This is a genomic window from Chitinophaga sp. S165 (genome assembly GCF_003182155.1).
Lineage (GTDB): Bacteria > Bacteroidota > Bacteroidia > Chitinophagales > Chitinophagaceae > Chitinophaga.
Genome location: NZ_QGTG01000008.1, coordinates 341,494 through 361,052 on the forward strand (window position 1 = coordinate 341,494; position 19,559 = coordinate 361,052).

Annotated in this window: 12 protein-coding genes; 8 read left to right on the plus strand and 4 right to left on the minus strand. The window is 45.5% G+C overall.

What is annotated here, in order from left to right; translation table 11 throughout:
* The first annotated feature begins 125 nt into the window (after nucleotides 1-125).
* From C7475_RS26320 to C7475_RS26355, 8 genes are all read left to right on the plus strand, one after another.
* Nucleotides 126-3,245: a SusC/RagA family TonB-linked outer membrane protein gene (locus tag C7475_RS26320; protein ID WP_110056393.1), complete on the plus strand. Its 3,120-nt coding sequence runs from the start codon at nucleotides 126-128 to the stop codon at nucleotides 3,243-3,245.
* 5 nt (nucleotides 3,246-3,250) lie between these two features.
* Nucleotides 3,251-4,840, plus strand: a complete 1,590-nt coding sequence (locus C7475_RS26325) for a SusD/RagB family nutrient-binding outer membrane lipoprotein (RefSeq protein WP_199236292.1) — start codon at nucleotides 3,251-3,253, stop codon at nucleotides 4,838-4,840.
* Between the two features lie 85 nt (nucleotides 4,841-4,925).
* Entirely contained in the window at nucleotides 4,926-8,213 is a 3,288-nt protein-coding gene (locus tag C7475_RS26330) for a VCBS repeat-containing protein (protein ID WP_233259969.1), read from the plus strand.
* Nucleotides 8,214-8,216: 3 nt separating this feature from the next.
* Complete coding sequence (locus C7475_RS26335; protein ID WP_110056396.1) at nucleotides 8,217-9,548, plus strand: vanadium-dependent haloperoxidase; 1,332 nt, start codon at nucleotides 8,217-8,219, stop codon at nucleotides 9,546-9,548.
* 46 nt (nucleotides 9,549-9,594) lie between these two features.
* A complete protein-coding gene (nudK, locus tag C7475_RS26340) occupies nucleotides 9,595-10,173 on the plus strand; it encodes a GDP-mannose pyrophosphatase NudK (RefSeq protein WP_110056397.1) in 579 nt (192 codons plus the stop codon).
* 267 nt (nucleotides 10,174-10,440) lie between these two features.
* Nucleotides 10,441-10,998, plus strand: coding sequence for a nuclear transport factor 2 family protein (locus C7475_RS26345; RefSeq protein WP_146217653.1), 558 nt, complete (start codon nucleotides 10,441-10,443; stop codon nucleotides 10,996-10,998).
* A 505-nt stretch (nucleotides 10,999-11,503) separates the two neighbouring features.
* Entirely contained in the window at nucleotides 11,504-12,085 is a 582-nt protein-coding gene (locus C7475_RS26350; protein WP_233259970.1) for an HPP family protein, read from the plus strand.
* Nucleotides 12,086-12,247: 162 nt separating this feature from the next.
* On the plus strand, nucleotides 12,248-13,024 hold the full coding sequence (locus tag C7475_RS26355) for a hypothetical protein (protein WP_110056399.1): 777 nt from the start codon (nucleotides 12,248-12,250) through the stop codon (nucleotides 13,022-13,024).
* A gap of 104 nt (nucleotides 13,025-13,128) precedes the next feature.
* Here C7475_RS26355 and C7475_RS26360 read toward each other — a convergent pair whose 3' ends face one another.
* The 4 genes from C7475_RS26360 to C7475_RS26375 form a co-directional block, all read right to left on the minus strand.
* Nucleotides 13,129-13,551, minus strand: a complete 423-nt coding sequence (locus C7475_RS26360) for an SRPBCC family protein (RefSeq protein WP_110056400.1) — start codon at nucleotides 13,549-13,551, stop codon at nucleotides 13,129-13,131.
* Nucleotides 13,552-13,666: 115 nt separating this feature from the next.
* On the minus strand, nucleotides 13,667-14,749 hold the full coding sequence (locus C7475_RS26365; RefSeq protein WP_110056401.1) for a phosphatidylinositol-specific phospholipase C1-like protein: 1,083 nt from the start codon (nucleotides 14,747-14,749) through the stop codon (nucleotides 13,667-13,669).
* Between the two features lie 116 nt (nucleotides 14,750-14,865).
* Complete coding sequence (locus tag C7475_RS26370) at nucleotides 14,866-16,464, minus strand: RagB/SusD family nutrient uptake outer membrane protein (protein WP_110056402.1); 1,599 nt, start codon at nucleotides 16,462-16,464, stop codon at nucleotides 14,866-14,868.
* Between the two features lie 48 nt (nucleotides 16,465-16,512).
* Complete coding sequence (locus tag C7475_RS26375) at nucleotides 16,513-19,518, minus strand: TonB-dependent receptor (RefSeq protein WP_110056403.1); 3,006 nt, start codon at nucleotides 19,516-19,518, stop codon at nucleotides 16,513-16,515.
* Between the last annotated feature and the right edge of the window lie 41 nt (nucleotides 19,519-19,559).

The following is a 19,559-nucleotide window of genomic DNA, read 5'->3' on the forward strand; positions in this document are numbered from 1 at the left end:
TCTAACAACAACCAAATATAACAGGAACGAACAATGAAAGGAAACACTGTCGCATGGCGACCAGACCCACTATGTCCACAAGTGTCAGGCACTTGTCTATTCTCTAACCAAAAACTAAATCGATAATGAGACATCATCTACTACGTTTGCTGGTTGTTGCGATGCTACTCCCAACAGTGGCATTTGCTCAAACAAGGCAGGTACAGGGAACTGTCAAAGATTCAAAAAGCGGAGGCCCTCTGGGTTCCGTAAGCATCAAAGTGCAGGGGAAGAACATCTTTGCAATTACTGGTGCTGATGGTGCGTTTACCCTGAAAAATGCACCACAGGGAGAAATTACACTGGAAACTTCACTGATAGGCTATACATCACAAGGCGTGAAAGTCGCAGCTGGTCAGTCATCCGTTGATATCATCATGGAAGAATCTTCTTCCCAGTTAGGTGAGGTAACGGTAACAGCATTGGGTATATCAAAAGAATCCAAAAAGCTGGGGTATTCAGTTACTAAAGTTGACGGAGGTGCATTGACACAGGCGCGTGAAACCAACGTAGCATATTCTCTAGGCGGCCGTGTGGCTGGTTTGAGCGTAAGTGGTACTAACGGTGGCCCTGGTTCTTCTGCACGTGTACTCTTAAGAGGTATGGCCAGCTTTGGCGCCAGCAGCCCGCTGTATGTGATCAACGGTGTGCCGATGGATAACTCACAAAGAGGTGCTGCCAATGAATGGGGCGGTGCCGATAATGGTGATGGTATCGCCAATATCAACCCCGACGATATTGAAAGCATGACAGTACTGAAAGGGGCTTCTGCTTCTGCGTTGTACGGTACCCGTGCCACCAATGGTGTGATCCTCATTACTACCAAAAGTGGTAAGAAAGGGACCATGCAGGTGGAATATAACATGAACTACTCACTGGATAAAGCAATTGACTTTACAGAATTCCAGTACGAATATGGTCAGGGACAACATGGTGCAAAACCTGTCAATGCTACCGATGCATTAGCCAGCACCCGTTTGAGCTGGGGCGCCAGACTGGATGGTTCAATGACCCCTCAGTTTGATGGTAACTCATATGCATATTCTCCGGTAGAAGATAATCTTAGCCGTTTCTACAGGACCGGACCAAGCTTTACTAATACAGTGGCTATATCCAGCGGTGGTGAAAAAGGGTCTTTCCGTGTATCCGCCTCCACTTTGGATAACAAGTCCATTTTAAGGAACAGTGGTTTGAACCGTAAGACTTTCAACGTGAATGTTGACCAGAATATAACCAGCAAGCTGAAAGTAAGCGCAGTCGTAAACTATATTGATGACAAGTCTAAAAACCGCCCTTTCCTGAGTGATGGTCCGCTGAATGCGAACAACGGTATCTTCCTGGCTACAAATATCGATGAAGATATCCTGAAACCAGGTTACAACCCTGACAACAACGGCCGTGAAATAGTTTGGACAGACGATAACTTCGTAACCAACCCCTGGTTTGCTGTAAACCAGTTCGTCAATAATATCGACAGGAGACGCTGGATATCTGCACTGACCGCACGTTATGATCTGTTTGACTTCTTATACGGACAGGTACGTCTCGGTTACGATAACATCAATGACCGGAAATTCAAAGTAACCCCATGGGGTACTTCTTATTCCACCAGTACCTTGCCTAATGGTACTTTAGTGAGTGGTGATATCGATCTGCGTAACGAACAGACCTCTGAACTGAACGTGGATGGTTTGATCGGCTTCAAAAAGAACATAGTGCAGGACCTCTCCCTGGATATGGCTGTTGGTGGTAACCTGCGTAAAAGGAGCTGGGAAATGGTAGGCGTAGCCGGTAACCAGTTTGTGTTGCCTTACGTATATGCCTTCAACAACGTAACCAACTTTAGCAGGAACTATGACTACGAAATGAGAGAATCACAGTCTGCCTACTACAACGTGGACTTATCTTACAAAGGCTACCTGAACTTGTCAACCACCGGCCGTTATGACGTTTACTCCACACTGCCTGATGGCAACAGGGGTATCTTCGTACCATCAGTATCCGGTAGCTTTATATTCACTGATCTGGTGCACATCAATAAAATGAACTATGGTAAGGTACGCGCATCCTTTGCAAAGGCGAGCGGTGAGCCTACTGAAGCATATGCTACCAGACAGTACTATAGTGTAGGTAGTACAATTGGCGGTATCAGCACGGGAGAATTTCCAACCTTATTGCCTAATCTGTTCCTGAAACCATTCACACTGAAAGAAGTGGAAGCCGGCCTGGAACTGAAATTCTTCAATAACAGGTTAGGTGTTGACCTGGCTTATTTCCACCGTAAAACAAAGAATGAGATCATTCAGGGTACCATCTCTCCGGCCACCGGTTATGAAAGGGCCTATTTCGGAACCGGTTCCACTCAGAATACAGGCGTTGAAGCTCAGATAAACGGTACGATCGTTTCCAGTTCCAAATTTACCTGGAACGCCTCAGTGAACGGTACCTGGATCAAGAATAAGATCCTCGATATTTATGGAGATAAAAGTTCCAGCACCGTGCTGACCCTGGGTACCTACCGTCCATTGAATGCAAACACCGCCCTGGTGAAAGGAATGGCTGGTCCGCAGATTCTGGCGTACGACTTCAAACGTAATGATAAAGGTGAGGTCCTGCTGGACAACTCCGGCCTGCCAATTAATGATGGCGTGCTCAGGCCAATGGGTCAGGTATTGCCTAAGTTCTTCGGCGGTCTTAACAACGACTTCTCTTTCGCAGGCTTCAACCTGTCCTTCCTGATTGACGGTAAGTTCGGCGCCAAACTCCTGTCTGCAACGAAAGACTATGCAGTATTCCGCGGCCTTGATAAATCAACGCTGGAAGGCAGGGAAGGCGGTATAGTTGTAGATGGTATTATTGAAAGCACTGGATTGAAAAATACCATCAATGTAGACGCACAGTCCTATTATCAGGCATACGCGAATAAGATCTCAAAGAATAGTATTCTGGATGCTGATTTTATTAAACTGCGCCAGGTGACATTCGGTTATACGCTGACCAGCAGGATACTCGGCAGCAGACTTCCTTTCGAGTCTATCGGTATTTCCCTCGTAGCTCGTAACCTGCTTACCCTCATGCGGAATTCTGATAACGTAGATCCTGAAGCCGGATTTTCTTCGCTCATTAACTATGCAGGTATTGAAGGTACAAGCTTACCAAGTGCCCGTACCTACGGCGTTAACGTGAATGTCAAATTTAAAAAATAATGAACATGAAAAAAGGTTTGCTATATATAACGCTGGGGCTTACACTGTTCTCATCAAGTTGTACGCATGATTTTGATGCAGTTGATACTGACCCTATTTCCGTGGATGCTGCGAGATACAATGCTAATCTGCTGCTTTCTAAATCGCAGTTCCAATACGCTAATACCGGTTATGCACAATTGTTGTTCGAAAGTATGTGGTCACAGCTGCTGGCCTCCACGTACAACTACTACAGTAATGGTGACAAGTATGTCGCATCTTCCGGTATCATCGGTTATCAGAACCAGCTATGGATTGATGACTACAGGGCAGCCAGCCTTGCAGCAGAAATGACAACCCTGGCTAATGAGAAACAGTTGACTAATCTGGCCAATATCGGCGTGATAATGAAAATACTGGCCATGCAGCACGTAACAGATGCTTACGGCGATGTGCCATATTCAGAAGCATTGTCAGGTAAACAGGGCAATTTCACACCGAAGTATGACACACAGGAGGAAATTTATACTTCCATGCTGCAGGAACTGGAAGCGGCCGTCAATGCTTTGGATGCTGCTGGAGATAAGCCTACTGCAGATCTTTTCTACGGTGGGAATATCGATAAATGGAAGAGGTTCGGCAACTCACTTATGCTGCGCTCTGCCATGCGCATCGTAAAAGCTAATCCAACTATGGCGCGTGAATATGCTGAAAAGGCAGCAGCCGGTGGTACCTTCCAGGGGAATGCAGATAATGCGATCTGTATTACCGACAACTCCACAGGTAATGGTAACGGTACCAGCGGTGCATTGTTGGTGACAGAAGACTACAGGGAAGTAAAATGGTCAAAACCACTGATAGATTATCTGAAAGCTAATAATGACCCCCGTCTCGGTGTTGCTGCCGAAGTACCTCCTGCCGGTCTTACAGCAGGTACCAATAGCTCGCTGGCTGGAAACAGGGACCCTAACGTGCAGGTCGGTATGCCTAATGGTTACGATCTGGCAGGTGGTGCTACTGATATAACCAAAAGACCGGACTACCCCGGTAGTACAGGTGCAGCTGGCGACGTCTATCTTTTAGGAAGATATTCCCGTCCTACTACCGCCGTTTACCTCGGCCGTAGTGCGCCACATTTCGTATTGACCTACGGTGAAACAGAACTGTTGCTTGCAGAAGCATCAGCACGTGGCTGGACTATACCAGGTACTGCTGCGGCTCACTATAGAAACGCAGTTTCCGGAGCATTGCAGGCACTGTCTGCTTTCAGCGCTTCCGCTGCCATCAGTGCAGGTGTTGCGGATGCATATGCTGCCTCACACCCGCTCAATGAAAGTTCTCAGGCTGCTTCCCTGAAGCAGATCAATGAACAGTACTGGGCTACCAATGGCTTACAGTTCAACTTCATTGAAGCCTGGGTGAACTGGAGAAGATCAGGTTATCCTGTGCTGACACCGGTTGTTTATCAGGGTAATTTCACCGGAGGTACAATACCACGGAGAATTGCCTACCACTCAACAGAAGGATCTACCAATCCTGTTAACTATCAGGATGCGGTCGGCCGCCTGGGAGGAAATGATAACTATACCGGAAGGGTATGGTGGGACGCACAATAACATAGTTGTTTAAGTCATGCTAATGCGGCCCTCAGTGGTCGCATTAGCTTTTATTCTAAGAGGGGCTCCAATGAATTATTGCCTTATGAAAAGATTTAGTATCCCTGCTTTTTTTCTGTTGTTAACTTTTGCAACTTCACATGTAGTTGCCCAGCAGACCTTATTTCAACTGTTAGCGCCTAAAGCGACCGGCATTAAGTTCATTAATTCATTGAATGAAACTGAAAAACTGAACGTACTTGCCTATGAATATTTTTACAATGGTGGCGGTGTAGCCGTGGGCGATATTGACAACGACGGCCTGCAGGATCTGTTCTTTACCGCAAACATGACTCCTAATAAACTCTATCTCAACAAAGGCAATATGCGGTTTGCCGATATTACAAGAGATGCCGGCATTGTACTGGAAGGAAAGAAGGACGGCTGGAAAACAGGCGTGACAATGGCAGACGTGAATGGTGACGGCCTGCTTGATATCTATGTTTGCTACTCTGGTAAAAAAGCTGAAGATCTCCGCCGCAACCAGTTATTCATCAATCAGGGTAATTTGAAGTTTGAAGAGAAAGCAAAAGAGTACGGACTTGATGATCCCGGATACAGCACAGCAGCCGTTTTCTTTGATTTTGATAATGATGGAGACCTTGATATGTTCCTCCTGAATCACAATGTTATTAAGATCGATAACATGGAGTTTATGCGCTTCCGCAATGAAACAGATCCCTATGCCGGCAATAAGTTGTTCAGGAACGACGGAAATCATTTCACGGAAATAACAAAACAGGCGGGAATTTTCCATAGCCCGCTCACCTTCGGATTGGGTGTGGCAGTAGCCGATATCAACAAAGATGGCTGGCAGGACCTGTATGTTACCAACGATTACAACGAACGCGATTATCTATACATCAACAAACATGACGGCACTTTCGCAGAAGACGCTACCAATTGCTTCGGACATCTGTCCCAGTTCTCTATGGGAGTTGATATCGCCGACTTTAATAACGACGCCCTGCCCGATGTAATGACCCTCGATATGCTGCCGGAAGATAATCAGCGACAGAAGCTGTTACAGCTGCAGGAGAACTATGAGAACTTTGAACTGATCATCTCACAAGACCTCTATAAGCAATACATGCGTAACATGCTGCAGCTGAATAATGGCGATGGTACCTTCAGTGAGATCGGACAACTGGCCGGTGTTTCCAATACAGACTGGAGCTGGTGCCCGCTCATCGCCGATCTGGATAACGACGGTTATAAAGATATTTTTGTTACCAATGGTTACCTGCGTGATTACACTAATAAAGACTTCCTCCGTTATTGGGGCGACTATAAAGTAAAAAAAGCAATTGACAGGGAACCTGTTCTGCTGATGGACCTGGTTTCTGCTATGCCTTCTACATCATTACAGAATTACATCTTCAGAAATAATAAAGACCTTACATTCTCCAATATGCGGAGCGAATGGGGACTGGACGCCGGCGGCATTTCAAGTGGTGCAGTCTACGCTGACCTCGATAATGACGGCGACCTCGATCTGGTAATAAGTAAGATCAATGACGCAGCAGCTGTGTACCAGAATATGAGCCGTGAATACAACAAGAAACCATACCTGGCTGTTAAATTAAAAGGAAAGGATAAAAATACGGCCGCTGTAGGTGCGAAAGTATATGTCTACAGCAAAGGCATGCAACAATATCAGGAGGTCAATCCAAACAGGGGATATCTGTCCGCCGTATCCACCCAGTTGTTATTCGGCCTGGGTGATGATACGCGGGCAGACTCCGTTTGTATCATCTGGCCTGACAATAAAGCACAACATCTCAGGGACGTTGCTGCCAATCAATTACTGACAATCTCTTATGCTCCCGATGAAACTCCTGTAGCCGCCACAATGCCATCCACAGCGAAATATTTCACTAATGTGGATAGCCTCTTTGCCTATAAGCACACCGATGCCTCAGGCAATGATTTTAAACGGCAGTTACTGATGATGTTCATGTATTCCAGGACTGGTCCTGTGTTTGAAAAAGCTGATGTGAATAAGGACGGCCTGGACGACCTCTATATGGGCGGTGATAATGAACAACCGGGAAGGATCTACTTTCAGAAACGAGGTGGTGGCTTTGAAATGGGTACAAAAGTGGTCCCGGGTAGTGACATGCCTTCACAGGTTGCCGCTGCCGCCTTTTTTGACGCTGATGGCGATGGTGATCCTGACCTCTACGTCGCGAAGGGCGGATATGGCCTTTTTGAGCCCAATACAGCCGCTTTACAGGATGAACTGTACCTGAATGACGGAAAGGGGCGTTTCACGCTTTTAAAGGGTGCTTTGCCCGATGTAAGTGCCAGTAGTAAATCCTGCGTACGGCCATGCGATTTTGATAACGATGGAGATATTGATCTGTTTGTAGGAGGCCGTGTCATACCCGGTAAATATCCTATGCCTCCAACTTCCTATTTGTTGGTGAACGATGGCAAAGGTCAGTTTAAAATGGCAGACGCTCCCTTTACTGAAGCAGGCATGATAACGGATGCCCGGTGGACAGACATCGACAAAGATGGCAGGAAAGACCTGGTGCTTTGTGGTGAGTTTATGCCTATCATGATCTTCGCCAATAAGCAGCAAAAGTTTGAAGAGGTAACTGAGAAATATTTTGATCAGCCGGAAACAGGATTTTGGTTCGGAATGGCCATGGCAGATGTAGATGGTGACGGTCATGAAGATATTATCGCAGGAAACCTCGGACAGAATACCCAGATACATACTTCTGTAAAACAACCCGCGGAGCTATACTTCTCGGATTTTGATAAAAATGGTTCCATAGACCCGTTTCTGAACTTTTATATCGAAGGCGTAAGTTATCCCTTCGTAAGCCGCGATGAACTGAATGAGCAGATCTATCCGATGCGCCGCAAATTCTCTTCCTACCGTAATTATTCCAATGCAACGATGAAGGACATTTTTTCTCCCGAGGAATTGAGCCGTGCGGGAAAATTAACAGCAACAGAAACAAGAACGCGTTGCCTGTTATACCGCAATGGAAAGTTCGTGCCGGCAGAATTACCCATAGAGGCGCAGTTCTCGGTAGTATCAAAGATCCTTCCGGCAGATTATGATAAGGATGGAAAGATGGACCTCCTGCTATTAGGCAATCAGTGCGATAACCGTCTTAAGCTGGGCAGTTTTGACGCCGGGTATGGCATTCTGCTAAAAGGGGACGGCAAAGGGAACTTCACCTATGTGTCTCAACCCGCATCGGGCATTTGTGTAAAAGGAGATGTGAAATCGGCAGCGATCATGAATATCGGTGAGAAGCCTTATGTAATGATAGGTGTAAATAACAAAGGGATCACCCTGTTTAAAGTAAACTAACTTATGAAACGAATGACGATCATCTTGCTTTTTGTATGTCAGCTTGGATATACACAACAACATAAAACAAATTTTACAGATTATATACAACCCGCGGTGTTTTCACTTTCTATGGTCATGATGCATGATGTGGTGAACCCGCCTGCCGCCTGTAGATTTTACAGCTATGCAACAATGTCGGCTTATAGTATTGTAGCTGCGCATAACAAAAATATTCCCGCCGCTGCAACATTTATTAAGTCATTTCCGGAGATTACTGTACACGATAATGGTCACATGTATGACTATCGTGTAGCCGCTGCATATAGCATCCTCGAAACAGGTAAACAGATGTTACCGTCAGGGTTTATGCTGGAGAAGGACGAAGAGAAGTTATTGTTGTTATTTAAAAAAGATAAAGTGCCGGATAGTATTATCCGCAATTCAGTTGCTGTTGCGGTAGATGTCGCCAAACAGATAGTGCAATGGTCACGTCCGGACGGCTACGGGAAACTCAGTACGCTGGTGCGTTATACACCGGTAAAAGGAGAAAGTTACTGGTATCCTACGCCGCCTGCTTACATTGAAGCAGTAGAACCACATTGGAAAACGATCCGGCCGATGGTGATCGATTCCTGTAACCAGTTTGTACCATTGCCGCCTGTACCATTTAGCAAAGATTCAACCAGTGCCTTTTATACACTGAACAAAGAAGTGTACGATGCCGGTGTAAATCTTGATATGGAACAACGTGTCATCGCATCTTTCTGGGACTGTAATCCTTTTGCGGTGAGCACTTACGGGCATATGGCCATTGGTTTTAAGAAGATCACTCCAGGTGGCCACTGGATGAATATTGCCGGCATTGCCGCCCGCAAAGCACAGCTGGATTTCGATAAGACTGTTATGCTGCACTCAGTGACAGCAGTTGTCATGATGGATGCATTTATCAGTTGCTGGGATGCAAAGTATCTTAGCAACCGTATTCGCCCTGAAACGTATATCAATCGTTATATGGATGTGAAGTGGAAGCCATTGTTACAAACGCCTCCGTTCCCTGAATATACAAGCGGGCATAGTGTGGTATCTACAGCAGCAGCTGTTGTATTGACTTATATGCTGGGTGATAATTTTTCTTATGATGATAATTCAGAAGAAATGTTTGAGATCCCTACCCGTAAATTCACTTCTTTCCTGGCAGCGTCACAGGAAGCGGCCATTTCCCGTTTATACGGCGGTATCCATTACCGGGATGCGATCGATAACGGTGTAGCGCAAGGGCGTGCAGTAGGAGAGAAGGTGCTTGAAAAGATTAAAACTGCTGGTATTAAACCGGTATATGGCAACGGCATGTAAGGTCTTTTGAGGTATATTTGGGACTTACCTTTATTAAAGCACATTTATGTTACCCGAAATAAAAATTCAGAAGGAAGAGATCCTGTCAGATAACTGGTATATACTTCGCAAGTTTACCTACGATTTCAAACTAAAGAACGGCAACTGGCAAACCCAGTCCCGCGAAGCCTATGACCGTGGGAACGGCGCTGTGGTCCTGCTGTACAATGCGGAACAGAGATCTGTTATTCTCACACGTCAGTTCCGTCTGCCTTCCTTTGTCAATGGTAATCCCACCGGCATGCTGATCGAGGCCTGCGCCGGACTGCTGGATAAGGATAGTCCCGAGGACTGCATCCGCCGGGAAGTGGAAGAAGAAACAGGTTATAAGGTATCTCATGTCCGCAAGATCTTCGAGGCTTATATGTCGCCCGGTTCAGTTACTGAGATCCTCTATTTTTTCATCGCGGAGTATGCACCCAGCATGAAAGTGCATGAAGGTGGAGGTGTCGAACATGAACAGGAGGAGATAGAAGTACTCGAACTTCCCTTTGAAAAGGCCTTGTCTTTGATAGATGACGGCGGGATCAGGGATGCCAAGACAATCATGCTATTGCAGCACCTCCGGCTGAAAGGGATACTTTGAGGTAGTCCTACCCTTTAGCGTAAATCATTATATTTACAGCATCGTAATTACTTTCACATATCTGAATGGGATTGCCAAAATCCCTGTTGCCGGATAGTAACACAGCTATTCAGCCTGCCTTTTGTTTGCAGGAGTGTTACTATACATTAGCCATTACTGGCTGGGGAATGTCATGTCCCTGATTCTTTATTTTATTACAGTTGCTAACCAATGTCTGACAACCCTTTACGCTTGGCAGCATGTATTTCTATCAAAAAATCAAAAGTTATGTCAATACGATCCAACAAGGAGATTGTACTCGAAATATACCGCCGTATGATCGGTGGCCGGGACCTGTCTCTGATCGATACTTATATCAGCGACCGGTATATCCAGCATAGTGCCATGCTACGGGATGGTAAGGCGGGATTACAGGAAGCGCTGGAACAGTTAAAGCAGTTGCCACCTTCCGAAGGACAGGTTGCTCCTGTGGTTTGTGCCATCGCTGAAGGCGATTTTGTGGCCCTGCTACTGAACATAACGTTGATGGAAAAGGCAATACTGGTTATTGATCTTTTCCGCCTGGAACAGGGGCTGATCGTTGAGCATTGGGATGCGATGCGGGAGAAAGACCTTGTAACCGCCTCAACAGACGTCTCCGGTCTGAAAGTGCGCCGGATACTGAAGGAAGATAGCTGGACCCTATTGCAATCAGAGGGTACTGCACACAATAGCCCTCATGTCTGTTACGACATTTTCAGATCGGATGGGAGTGTGGTACAAGAGCAGATCAGGATCATACAGGTCATCCCGAAGGTGCTGCCTCACGGCAATGGCATGATCTGAAACCCGTTGTATTTGTAAAAGCTGCATTTCTCTTGATTTTAAAGTCCTGGCCCATGTTGATGCATGGGCCAGGACCTTTTCAATGGAATTATTTGCAGGTTTCCTGTTTTTTTGGCCTGGCCGTGGCCGGCCTTTGATTCCGGTTGATCCCGGTTCCATTTCTATGGTTTAATCCTGATCGCATCTAATCCAGAGGCTTTTCGAAGACTGAGATCATAGAAACAGTAAACTGCGACGATGCCAGGTATCTGTTAACTGATCTCCCCGTTTCTTATACTATCTTATCCTTATAATGTTGGCATCAAGTCCAGCTCATGTCCACCTTAACTCCATGTATGCAGCATGCTTACTTCTTGTTTATCATTGGTTTTTGCCTAATGAGACCCTTGTTTACATCTCAATGTTAAAATAACATCATATCAACTTTGGGTTTAAACAGAGATTTCTATTGGTAAAGGATGATTTTGTCTTAATTTTGCGCCCTTAACGGGAATACAGGGAAATAATGAGAAAAAAAGTGAAGCGGCACATGCGCAGGGTAAGGTATGTGCTGTATAAAGAGACATTGCTTGACTTCAGAGAACATATCTGGACTTTTCTTGGCGCATTTACCGGAATTGGATTGATCGGCTTCCTGCAAAGTAAGTTTTTGTCCCCTTCAGATAACCTCTTTCTCATTGGCTCCTTCGGGGCGTCTTCCGTACTCATTTATGGTATTATAAACAGTCCGCTGGCCCAGCCACGGAACCTGGTGGGCGGACATGTGATCTGTGCCCTGGTAGGGGTTACTGTGCATAAACTGATCCCGGGCGAATTATGGCTGTCCGCAGCACTTTCCGTAGCCCTGTGCATTGTAATGATGCAGATCACCAAAACACTTCACCCTCCGGGCGGTGCGACAGCACTCATAGCCAATATAGGGTCGGAGAAGATCAAGGCAATGGGATATCTCTATGTGTTGAGCCCTGTCCTGTCGGGCGTATTGATCCTGTTATTGGTGGCCCTTATCTTCAACAACGTCACTTCCCACAGAAAATATCCTCATCACCGCATCTGGCATACTACCCGGAGAAGGCGTGCCCATTAGGCATTTTTTTAAGGATCAGTCCATTGAGACTACGTAATTCATATGAATTAGAAAATGAACAAAATGAACAAGGCCTGTAATAATGGCCTGGGAATGACCAATGATTGAATGGAAATAATACTAATTTTAGCACCATTACTCAACGACCATTCCAGAAAACCAATGAAAAACATCTACCCTCATTTCCACAACTATTTATTCGCATGTGTTATTGTTCTGTTTGCCCTGGGCATCACCAGTTGCTCAAAGGACGACGATGATACCCCGACTCCCGACCCTGATCTGAATGAACTGTATGAACTCTCTATAAGGGATGCCATGGTAGATAACAGCTCAGAATCGATAGACACGCTCTGGCCTGTTGCTCCCAGCAATCCCAATGTGCAATGGAAAACCATCAACGGACAAACTTATGTGCTGATGGCTACCTTTATGAAGTACCCGGGAAGCTTTCCCGCCGGAGATTCCATTACCACTACCTGGGGGGACTCCTGGTTCTTCATCCCTTCACAGATGCAACGCAAACTAGGCCCGGTTTTTACTGCTACCTCCGATACCATTCAGCGTATCAGTCAGTTGCTGGGACTTCCGCCTAAAAACAGTCAGAGTAATACACACATCGCCCAGGTATGGGTCCATGCAGAGCGCCTCTTCCGTCCTGCAGGCGATACTGCCATCACAACTACAACCACCGGGGCTACACTGGTGAATACCGTCCCTCCGGAGTACAGGGCATGGTTCAACAATAATATTATTTATTCCTACTATCGCCCCCTGAATTCCCCTACAGATTATTACTACCCGTGGACAAGGCTCGGCTACACCTACGATTGGGCGCCGGGAGCAAACAGGGTAGGTCTGAGTGAATACGTGCTGAAAGCAAGTTCAGGATGCTGGGTAGAAAGTACAACCACAGCAGCAGGCTTTTTCCAGAATTAGTGGTCAGTCAATTCGAATAGTAAAGAAAAGGAGTTGTCTCAATTAATTTTGAGACAACTCCCCATTTATAAGAAATACAATATCTGTATTACTTCAACCGGCAATTAGTTAGCTTCTGTATACTTTTTAAAGTTATCCAGTATCGCCTGCCAGCCACTCTGTTGCATTTCAACAGGGTGTGTGTCCTCCGCTTCAAATGTCTCCACCACCTTAGTAGCATCCCCGATGCTACTGAAAAGGATGCTCACCTTTCTCTCATCGCCCAGGGTGTATTCTATCAGCTTATGCTCTTTCACCTGTGTATACACGCCACCAAAATCAAAGCTGAAACTGCCATCCTTTGCCGCCATCGTTGTGCTAAATGTTCCGCCTGTACGCAGATCGTTTTCTGCCTTAGGTGCATGCCAGTCTTCTGAAGCAAATGCCCATTTCTTAATATGCTCCGGCTCATTCCAGTATTCCCATACTTTTGCTACTGGCGCCTCAATTGTACTTTCTACGGTAATTGCAGTTTTTGTCGTTGTCATATCAGAGAGTTTTTAGTTTGATTAGTTGTCGTTGTTGTTAACGATACAAACTTACGGCGGTAAACCAACAGACAGGAGGGGTGAAAAAGACAAAGAGGAGGCGTTTTACGACCAACTATTTGTTGTTCACTGATACTGCATTATTAAACACAGGATTTACCCTGCAATATTTCTTGCCATCAAAACTGATCTCATAATCAGACTTGAAATGTGTGCTCTTCTTATAATAATCAGTAGTAATGATCTGCGCACCGGAATTACAAGCCGCAATAAAGCTTGATTTATCATTCTCACGTGCCTCTTTAGTATCCGAATCTGCCCTGGTACGGATGATGTATCCTTTCGTTACCAGATCCTTGATCCTCGGATCTCTGGAGTTGTTGATGATCATCATAGCCGCCTCCGGATTGCCTGGTTCTGAATTGGAGAACATAATGCGTCCTTTCAGAGAAGGATGACCGGCAATATACTGGTCCCTTTTCGCCTCTTTAGCATCAAGAATGAAAGCGAACTTGCCTTCCACTGCTTTTAAAGCAGGCCAGTTGTCATGCAGTACTGCTTCTTCCAGCGTATTATATTGCCCCCTGATCATATCGGGAGTGATGATATGTTCTTTGCCCAGTCCTTCTACCAATGCTTTGTCCAGTTTATCATAAAGCTCGCTGGTGAAAGGTTCAGGTACAGTAAGTTCTGTGCTTTTGCCTGCTCCGTCTTTTGGTTCCAGCGTAATGAAGACAGGATAGTGGTCCGGATGTTTTTCAGACCATGCCTTCAATTCAGCGAGGCAAGCTTTCAGCGTCAGATAATCATTGCGGAAGTCCAGGTCCTGAACGTGTAATACTTTAAATCCAGGTTGGAGCATAACACCCTTCTCATCATAAGGCGCCTGTCCTTTTGCCCATTCCAGGCCCTTAGGATGTGCATATTTGCCCCCCTTCTCATCTCCATAAACATCGATCTCCAGGTTACGTAAACCCATGTCAAGTTGTTCAGCCAGGGGAATATGTTCATAATCAATCTTGCTGGCAGATACAGAATCCTTGTGTTGGAACATTTTGAACAATGCCGGATCAATGGCTTTCTTATAACTATTGTGTGAACCAATGACCTGGATCCTGTTCATCTTCATGCTGTCCGGTACATCGTTGTGTAGCAGGCTCATTACTGCTACCAATGCCAATCCTGAAAGTGCCTTCATGATAATATGTTTTTTTAAAACAGCCGGCCTTTTAAAGTGCCGGCTGTGGGTTTCTGATGATCTATCGTTTATTATCCAGCACCTGCAATGTTCCAGGTAACTGTCTGTTATTTCGTTTATTGCTCGTAGCCTGGGTTCTGTCTCAGGTTACCATTCAGCCTGATCTCCGTAATAGGGATAGGATAAAGTCTTCTTCTCTCATCCTTATTCATGCTCAGGTTATCATTTGGCAGAACGTATTCTTTTTCAAACAGGCCAAAGCGGATCAGGTCATTACGGCGCCATCCTTCCCATGACAGTTCGCGTGCACGTTCGTCCAGCAGTTGAGGTAATGTGATACCTGCCGCTGTCGGAGCACCGGCCCTGGTACGCAGCAAGTTAACTAAATAGTCAGGAGTTTGCAAGGCGCCGTTAGCGGTAGTTGGTGTTGCGCCGCGAAGGATAGCTTCTGCCTTCATCAGGTAAATGTCTGCCAGACGGAACACCGGCACGTCATTTCCATTCAGACGGCTGGCCTGGATAATGGTAGGGTCAGGGTAGTACTTGATAGAACGTACACCTGAAGCCTGGCTGGCAATGGTATTACCAACGTCCATTGGTTTTGGTGGTACCAGTACCAGGTCTTTCGTGATCACTACCTGGTCAGTACTGTTTGGATAATATACCGGCTGATTGGTGAAACCGCCATTGCCATCAGGATAGAACTGAGGGCCCAGCAGCCAGGTCCTGTTCCTTGCATCGTTAGTAAGGTTAAAACGATCGTAGAATTCAGGAGTAGTGCTCATCGCAATACTCAGACCTACGTTAAAGCCATAAGCCTGTGCCAGGTAATAATAGAAACCGAAACGGGTGAACTGGTTACCGGGTATCTGTTGGTCGTAAGGAATAGCGAAGATAGTCTCGTTGATCTGCGGACCGTTATTCGGTAAGAAGATGTCACGGAACCTGGCATCCAGGAAGTAGTTAGTGTTGGTCTGAACGCTGTCGCACATTGCAACAACATCCTGGTTACGTTCAATACCGGTATAAACAGTTGAGTTCAGGTACATCTTCGCCAGCAATGCAAAAGCCATTGCTTTTGTAGGACGGCCATACTGCAATACATTGGTAGCGGCATTGCCTGATTTAGACGGCAACTGTTGTGCAATAGCTTTCAACTCAGACTCGATGAATTCGAAGATCTTTGCTCTTGGCTGTGTAGCCGGTAACGTAGCTACCGGGAAGTCAGTGATCAGTGGCACGTTACCATAAGTGTCCATCATGAAGAAATAGTACAACGCACGTACTGCTCTTACCTCTGCAATGTTAGCTGCTTTAGTGGTAGTATCGACGTTGGAAGCTACAGTTAGATTGATCAGACGGTTACAGTTGTTAATACCACCGAAACCCCACTGCCAGATACCGGTTACATTGGGATGATCGAATGTCCAGGTATGATAGTGCAACTGTCTGTACTGACCACCGTCATCGAAGTTACCATCCCTTGCAGGAATGATAGCTTCATCTGTCGACAGCTCCTGCATACGCCAGTAGGCAATGGCATAGTTGGAAGCCAGGTTTGTATACATGGTACCGAGCAAGGCAGCATAGTCCTGAGAGGTAGCAGGGAAGTTACCGTTTACATATTGTGACTCAACAGGCACATCTAAATCTCTGCAGGCACTAACCGTAACCAGTGCTGCAAGCGCTGCGATGAATATATTTCTCTTTTTCATCTGTTAATATTTTAGTTGTTGCTCCTTTCGGAACATACATTTCCTTAATTAAAATGAAGCACTCAGGCCCAGGATATAAGTACGTGTTTTAGGATAGAAGTTATTGTTGTCAATACCAGGTGTAACACCACCGATGTTGATCTCAGGATCTATACCACGATACTTTGTGATCACAAAAAGGTTATTGCCGCTGGCATAGAAACGGATGCTCTTTACTGCCTGTGTGTGCGGTTTGAAAGTATAACCCAGTGTCAGGTTATCCATACGCAGATAGGAGCCGCTTTCTAAGAAACGGTCAGAGATCAGGTATGCGTTGATATCTTTGTATGATTCATTTGTAGTAAAGCGGGGAATGTTCTGCAGCTTGGAATCAACAGGGTTGTTCAGTCCTGCCAGGGTTGCATTCAGGATCTTGTTGCCTGTTACACCACGCACCAGAAAATTCAGATCGAAGCTCTTATAGTAGAAATTGTTGCTCCATCCATACATCAGTTTAGGCTGTGCATTACCTGCAAACCTTGCATCTGTGGTCAGCGGCTGCGTAGCAGTAACAGAACCATCAGCTTTCTGATAAGTACTTACGCCATCACTGTTTTTACCCAGGTAATGCCACAGGTTGAACGTACCCAATGCATAACCAGGCTGGATGATCTGACTGTAGTTACCCGATTGTCCTTTACCTCCCAGCTGCGCAGTTTGAATGTAGTTAATAGCAAACTTCTCGTTAGACAGGTTAGTGATCTCGTTCTTGTTGTGTGCCAGGTTGATGTTCGTTCTCCATGTAAACCCGTGTGATTTCACCACTGTAGCGCTCAATGCGAGCTCAATACCACTGTTCTTGATACTACCTACGTTAGCAGTATAGGTAGGCACGAAATACTGTGTAGTAGATACAGGATACTGATCATAGATCAGGTCGGAAGTCTTCTTGATATAATAATCAACCGAACCGCTGATCCTGTCTTTCAGGATACCGAAGTCCAGACCGATATTGGTAGTAGCAGTAGCTTCCCATTTCAGGTCAGGGTTATCGTTACGTACAGGACCGATAGCGTTTGTGACGTTGCCATTGTACAGGAACTTGGAGTTACCTGCAGGCGTACCATATATCAGCAAGGAGGAAAATGCGTTGAAACCGGCGCTGTTACCGGATACACCATAACCTGCTCTCAGCTTCAGTACCGTGATTGCCGGAATGTTCTTCATGAAATTCTCACTGCTGATGTTCCATCCTGCAGATACTGCAGGAAAGTATCCCCAACGGTTATTGATACCAAATGCAGATGATCCGTCATTCCTCAATGAGGCCATGAAGAGATATTTGTCAGCATATGAATATTGTACGCGACCATAATAAGAGATCAGCCTGAGTGTAGAGATCGGATTATTATCGAACGCTATTTGTGATGTATTTGCCGGATTGGAGAGGAATAAGTTGTTATAAGTCAGATTGTCATTGGAGAAATTCTGCGTGCTGATACCGAAACCGTCATTGGTACGGTCCTGCTGATAAGTATAACCAGCCAGCAATTTCAGGCTGTTTGCGCCGAAGGTCTTGTCGTAGTTGAAATAAGATTCCACTACTGTGCTCGTATTCAGGTAAGATTTCCTTGTTGCCAGACCATTCAGGTTAACAGCCAGGCCTGAAGCATGGTTGAAATAACTGTTGTAGTTGTTCTGGTTCCTCTGGCTGGAGAGAGATAAAGTATATTTCAGACCTTTGATGATATCAACCTGTGCCAGACCAGTGATCAATGTTTTGTTATCATCAGTTTTGATGAAGTTGTTATCGATCAGTGATAATGGATTCAGCGTACCGCTACCGGTCCTTGCATAGTATTCTTTGTAAGTGCCATCCGGATTGAAAGGGCTTACAGTTGGTAGGTAGAATAACATGTTAGACAATACCTGTGATTGTACAATGTCATTACTTTTAGTGTGGCTGTTGGTAACCGTCAATCCTAAACGGAAACGGTTATCAAAGAAACGCTGGTTAACGTAACCCCTTACAGTAGTACGTTCCAGGGATGTGTTCTTAAGGATGCCGTCGTTTTTCAGATAGTTGAAACTACCGCCATATTCAGTGTTGGCATTGGAACCACCGAAAGAAACGTTATGATTGGTAGAATAGCCTTTTCTTTCCACGAGTTTCTGCCAGTTCGTGTTGGAACCGTCATCATTCAATACAGGAATTAAGGTCTGGCCGTTCTTTTTAAGATAGTCACGCAGTTCATCACCAGTCAGCATGTCCAGTTGTTTAGATACTTCTTCCATAGCTACATAAGCATTGTAGGAAAGTCTTGTCTGGCCTGTTTTTGCTTTCTTGGTCGTAACGATGATCACGCCATTAGCAGCACGCGCACCATAGATAGCGGTAGCGGCAGCATCTTTTAATACATCGATGCTTTCAATATCGGCAGGGGCCAGCAGATCGATGGAGGCGCCAGGTACGCCGTCTATTACATAGAAGGGTTCCATTGCACCACCGGTAGTACGGATAGTGGAAGGTCCTCTGAGTACCACAGAAGGAGCCGCGTTAGGGTCGCCGCTCTTGGTCACGTTCAGACCAGCTACTTTACCTTGTAATAATTCGGCTGGAGTAGTGAGTACGCCCTGATTAAATTCTTCTGATTTGATAGTAGTGATTGAACCTGTGACATCTTTTTTACTGGCGGTGCCATAACCGATCACCACTACATCTTTCAATTGTTTTGTATCAGTAACGAGTGTTACATTGATCACTTTTTTGTCTCCGACAATAATTTCTTTTGGAAGCGATCCCATTAAAGTAAAGAGGATCACATCTTCCTGTCCTTTAGCGACAATTGTGTAGGCTCCGTTTGCATTTGTAATTGTCCCGTTACTTGTTCCTTTGATGGAAACGGTCACCCCGGGAAGAGGTGCATTGTTCTCGTCTGTTACTATACCTTTAATAGTGCCATTCGTCTGAGCGAAAGTTGTAAAACTCAGGAACATTGCGAAAAGTAAAGCAGGGAGCGCCTTACCCGCCATGTTGCAGAATGACCTTAATTTTAAAAAATACATTCTCTTCATGTAATTTAATTGTTAAGGATTGCTGGAGGGAGAGATTGTGA

What these genes read in the sequence shown, in the direction of transcription:
- C7475_RS26330 (WP_233259969.1), top strand. Translation starts at nt 4,926, where the DNA reads ATGAAAAGATTTAGTATCCCTGCTTTTTTTCTGTTGTTAACTTTTGCA.
- C7475_RS26360 (WP_110056400.1), bottom strand. Translation starts at nt 13,551, where the DNA reads ATGACAACGACAAAAACTGCAATTACCGTAGAAAGTACAATTGAGGCG.
- C7475_RS26345 (WP_146217653.1), top strand. Translation starts at nt 10,441, where the DNA reads ATGTCAATACGATCCAACAAGGAGATTGTACTCGAAATATACCGCCGT.
- nudK (WP_110056397.1), top strand. Translation starts at nt 9,595, where the DNA reads ATGTTACCCGAAATAAAAATTCAGAAGGAAGAGATCCTGTCAGATAAC.
- C7475_RS26375 (WP_110056403.1), bottom strand. Translation starts at nt 19,518, where the DNA reads ATGAAGAGAATGTATTTTTTAAAATTAAGGTCATTCTGCAACATGGCG.
- C7475_RS26320 (WP_110056393.1), top strand. Translation starts at nt 126, where the DNA reads ATGAGACATCATCTACTACGTTTGCTGGTTGTTGCGATGCTACTCCCA.
- C7475_RS26355 (WP_110056399.1), top strand. Translation starts at nt 12,248, where the DNA reads ATGAAAAACATCTACCCTCATTTCCACAACTATTTATTCGCATGTGTT.
- C7475_RS26335 (WP_110056396.1), top strand. Translation starts at nt 8,217, where the DNA reads ATGAAACGAATGACGATCATCTTGCTTTTTGTATGTCAGCTTGGATAT.
- C7475_RS26365 (WP_110056401.1), bottom strand. Translation starts at nt 14,749, where the DNA reads ATGAAGGCACTTTCAGGATTGGCATTGGTAGCAGTAATGAGCCTGCTA.
- C7475_RS26370 (WP_110056402.1), bottom strand. Translation starts at nt 16,464, where the DNA reads ATGAAAAAGAGAAATATATTCATCGCAGCGCTTGCAGCACTGGTTACG.
- C7475_RS26350 (WP_233259970.1), top strand. Translation starts at nt 11,504, where the DNA reads ATGAGAAAAAAAGTGAAGCGGCACATGCGCAGGGTAAGGTATGTGCTG.
- C7475_RS26325 (WP_199236292.1), top strand. Translation starts at nt 3,251, where the DNA reads ATGAAAAAAGGTTTGCTATATATAACGCTGGGGCTTACACTGTTCTCA.